Annotated in this window: 5 protein-coding genes; 2 read left to right on the top strand and 3 right to left on the bottom strand. The window is 67.5% G+C overall.

Annotation, left to right across the window (positions count from 1 at the left end):
* Window positions 1-123 precede the first annotated feature (123 nt).
* On the bottom strand, window positions 124-297 hold the full coding sequence (locus AC061S_RS44195) for a CsbD family protein (protein ID WP_478691535.1): 174 nt from the start codon (window positions 295-297) through the stop codon (window positions 124-126).
* Window positions 298-475: 178 nt separating this feature from the next.
* On the opposite strand from AC061S_RS44195, the gene AC061S_RS44190 reads away from it, so the two are divergent.
* Complete coding sequence (locus tag AC061S_RS44190; protein ID WP_478691534.1) at window positions 476-742, top strand: DUF4235 domain-containing protein; 267 nt, start codon at window positions 476-478, stop codon at window positions 740-742.
* A 104-nt stretch (window positions 743-846) separates the two neighbouring features.
* Here AC061S_RS44190 and AC061S_RS44185 read toward each other — a convergent pair whose 3' ends face one another.
* Window positions 847-2,013 (bottom strand): IS630 family transposase, encoded by a 1,167-nt coding sequence (locus AC061S_RS44185; RefSeq protein WP_478691533.1) that lies wholly within the window; start codon window positions 2,011-2,013, stop codon window positions 847-849.
* 87 nt (window positions 2,014-2,100) lie between these two features.
* Window positions 2,101-3,051: a quinone oxidoreductase family protein gene (locus AC061S_RS44180; RefSeq protein WP_478691532.1), complete on the bottom strand. Its 951-nt coding sequence runs from the start codon at window positions 3,049-3,051 to the stop codon at window positions 2,101-2,103.
* Window positions 3,052-3,154: 103 nt separating this feature from the next.
* On the opposite strand from AC061S_RS44180, the gene AC061S_RS44175 reads away from it, so the two are divergent.
* On the top strand, window positions 3,155-3,616 hold the full coding sequence (locus tag AC061S_RS44175) for a MarR family winged helix-turn-helix transcriptional regulator (RefSeq protein WP_478691531.1): 462 nt from the start codon (window positions 3,155-3,157) through the stop codon (window positions 3,614-3,616).
* Window positions 3,617-3,876 lie beyond the last annotated feature (260 nt).

Raw genomic sequence — 3,876 nt, 5'->3', positions numbered from 1 at the left:
CGAAGCCTTCAAAAGGTCATCGACCCGCACGTACAGTGCAGTTGCGAGGGTGTCTATCTCGGTCGTCACAAACTGAGAGTGGGCACCCTCGCGTCCGTACAGCTACCCCTTGGAATCAATCATCTAGTCCTTGAGGGCGTCCTTGGCCTTCTCCTTGGCCTGGCGGGCGTCACCCTTCATCTGTTCCGCGCGCCCCTCTGCGGTGAGGCGTTCGTTGCCGACGGTGCGGCCCATCGCTTCCTTGGCCTTGCCCTTGGCCTGTTCCTTCTTGGCCTTCATCTTCTGCTCACCCGACACGGCTCTCACTCCGATCGCTGGCGATCATCTGACGGCCCGCGTCTGTCCGATTGCCCGTCCGGTAAACGTACGTCCCGCCCGGTGGCCGGAGCGCCGTCCGCGGTGCGCACGGCTCCGCGCGTTAGCCGCGTGCGACGCGGGGCAGGAGCGGTGGGGCGGCGAGCGGACGGAGACAGCGGTGGAGACCTCGAAGATCGTCTACAAACCCGTGGGTCTGGCGCTCGGCGCCACCGGCGGACTGCTGGCCGGCCTGGCCTTCAAGCAGCTCTGGAAGCGGCTCGGTCACGAGGACGATGCACCGAGCGCGACCGACGAGGACCGGTCGTGGCGGGAGATCCTCATCGCCGCGGCACTCCAGGGCGCCGTGTTCGCCGCGGTCAAGGCCGCCATCGACCGCAGCGGCGCGGTGGCCGCCAAACGCCTGACCGGTACCTGGCCCGCTTGAGCCCGACCGGTACCGGGCCCGCTCGACTCTGCGCCCGCCGGACTCGGCGCCGGCCGTCGTCCGGGGATCTTAGTGGTCTGCTCCGCAAGTCCTTCGGGGGTTGATCAAGCTGCCGGGGCGACGGAGGATTCTTCGTGTCGGTCAGCTTGATGCCGGTCGAGTCGGGCCAGTAGATCGTCCAGGTCGGTGATGGTGAACTTCCACTGGAACGGCTGTGCCGTGGCGTTGTAGCGGTCTTCGAACGCTCGGAGCCGGTTCCGGACTTCGTCGAGGTCCGTGAAGTCGTTGGGTGAGACGACCTTGCGCTGCACGATGGAGAAGAAGATCTCTATTTGGTTCAGCCAGGATGCGTGGACGGGTGTGTGGACCATGACGGCGTTCGGGAACCGGGAGGCCAGGCGGTCGGCTGCCTTCTTGCCGCGATGCGAGGAGCCGTTGTCGACGATCCAGAAGACGCGTTTCGCGCTGGAGTAGGGCTCTCTGGCCATCACCTGCTCGACCAGGTTCATGAACGGCACGATGCCTGTGGTCTGTTCGCAGCGTCCGCGGACTTCGGCCCGCTGGATGTCGTAGGCGGCCAGGTAGGCCAGGGCCCCGCCGCGCCCGTAGGTGTGGTTGACGCGCATTGCTCGCGCCTGGCCCGGGGCCAGGGTCGGGTGGCAGCGGCAGCGGGCTTGGATGGAGGTCTTCTCATCCGCGGAGATGACGTACTCGCCTTCGCCGAGCGGGGCACCGTCAAAGGTGCGCGCATACAGGTCCAGGATCCGCTGGGCCGTGGCTCGGAAGTTCGGGTCGCGAATGAAGATCCAGGAGCGGTGTTGCCAGGGCTTGAGTGCGTCGTCCTTGAGCCAGCGGCGCACCGTGGAGGCGGAAATCGTGTCGGTGATGGCCCGGGTGACGGCCTCGCGCGCGAGCTCGGCGCATGACCAGCGTGAAAGCGGGGTTCCGGACTCGGTGGGCAACTGGCAGGCCAGGGCCTTGACTTCGGTGATCTGCAGCGCGGTGAACGTCGGTGGCCGCCCGGATCGTTTGCGGTCGGCCAGGGCGGGCATCCGGCTGGCCGCGAACCGGCCGCGCCAGCGGCGCACGGTGTCCACATGCAGGCGGGTTTCGGTGGCGATCCGGGCGTTGGAGCGGCCTTGCGCCGCCAGGAGCACGATCGTCGCCCGCTGGCGTGCCTGGTGCGGGGTCTTGTGGCCGTAAGCCATCTTCTTGAGCCGGTGGCGCTCGGAAGCGGTCAGTTCCACGGGCACGGCGGAACACACGGGCATGGACGGAGGCGGCCCACCTTTTGGAGACTGTGTGGGGCACCGGCAGGGCTGGGCAGCGCCCAAGGCCGCTGCCCAGCACGGATGCCGTCAGGCGATGCGGAGGATGCTCTTGCCGTGGGTCGCGCCCTCCGCGAGGCGCTGCACGGCCATGGTCAGCTCCCCGAGGTCGTACTCGGCGGTGATGTCCATGCGGACCTGGCCGTCGGCAACGAGGCCGAGCGCACGGCGGGCACTGTCGGCGAGCCGCTCGGGATGGGTCTGGCTGAGCAGGTTGCTGTTGTAGGTCAGGAGCGATTTGCCGTGCATGAGCAGGTCGTTGGCGTTGGCCAGGACCGGCTCGTACGTGGCGAGGTTGCCGTATGCCACCAGTCGGCCGTGTGGTGCGAGCTGCTCGACGAGGCCGGCCTGGCGGGTCGAGCCGCCGACGGGGTCGAGGATCACGTCGAACTTGTCGTCGCCGAGCTTGGCCAGGAATTCCTCGCGCAGCAGGACCTGGTCGCACCCGAACTGCGCGGCGTAGTCGGCCCTGTCGGCAGTGCCGACCACACCGACGATCCGGTCGGCTCCAGCCAGTCGGGCGAACTGGGTGGCGAGGGTGCCGACCGAGCCGGCGGCGGCGTGGATCAGCACGCGCTCGCCGGGCCGCACCTGTGCGGCGGTGTTGATCAGGTCGTAGGCGGTCGGTGCGCCCCACCCGAGACCTGCGGCCGTCCGCAGCGGCATGTCACCGATGCTCAACGTGAGCACGGCGGGCGCCAGGACCACCTCGGCGTAGGCGCCTGCCATGGTCAGCGCAGTGACGGACTCACCGACACGGCTTGCGTCGACGCCCTCGCCGACCGCGGTGATGTGCCCGGACGCCTCGAAGCCCGGGACGAAGGGGCGCGGCACGGGGAAGTGGCCGTCCCGGACCATGGTGTCGCCCCACTGGATCCCTGCGTAGGCGACCCGGATCGCCACCTGGCCGGGGCCAGGGGTGGGCTCGTCAAGTTCGGCGACCCGGTAGTGGTCATCAGTGTCGAGAACGACAGCCTTCATGATTACAGCCCCCTGCGTTGACTCAGTATCCTTACAGTCGAGGACCGTATGCATATAAGGTCCCTGAGTCAACCCATGAACCTGTTAATTGAGGGAGTGTGCCGTGGAAGCCCCGATCGAGAACGACCTCTGCACCCGGATCAGGCGGTCGGAGCAGGCGTTGATGGCGCACCACGAGGCAGTACTGCGCGCCTACGGGCTGACCATGACGCAGTACACCGTGCTGCTGATCCTCTTGCGCGAAGGCGGCATGTCCGGCGCCCAGCTGGCCCGCTCCTGCGGGGTGACGCAGCAGAGCATGAGCAGCGTGCTGACCAACATGGAGACCAAGGAACTCATCCACCGCGAGACGTCCCCCGTGCACGCCAAGGTGCAGATCGCCACCCTCACCGATGAGGGCCAGGCACTGCTGGACCGCGCCTACCAGGAGGTGATCATCCTTGAGCGCGCACTCACCGACGCGTTCACACCCTCCGAACACGCCTCACTCTGCGAACTCCTGGAACGGGCCACCACCGTTCTGATCCAGCAGACTCGCCACACGACAGCCCCGCCCACCACCTGAGACCGCAGTCACCACAAGCGCCGCCGCCCCGTCACCGTGAAGCCGCTCCGTAGGCGCCCCCGTCGGTCGACAAGAAAACCCTCCGTCGCCCTGGCTGCCTGATCAACCCCCGAAGGACTTCCGGAGCCGACCACTTAGAACGTCCGCCAGTAGGTGCCCGACTGGGCGGCAGTAGTAGGGCAGGCACGGTTCGCCCGATCATGGAGTTCTCTACGCTTCATGATCACCGGGGGATCCGTGCCTGCCGTCCCATCATGCAT

This window comes from Streptomyces sp. CA189 (assembly GCF_056428985.1).
This window is presented reverse-complemented; position numbering and strand designations above follow the sequence as displayed.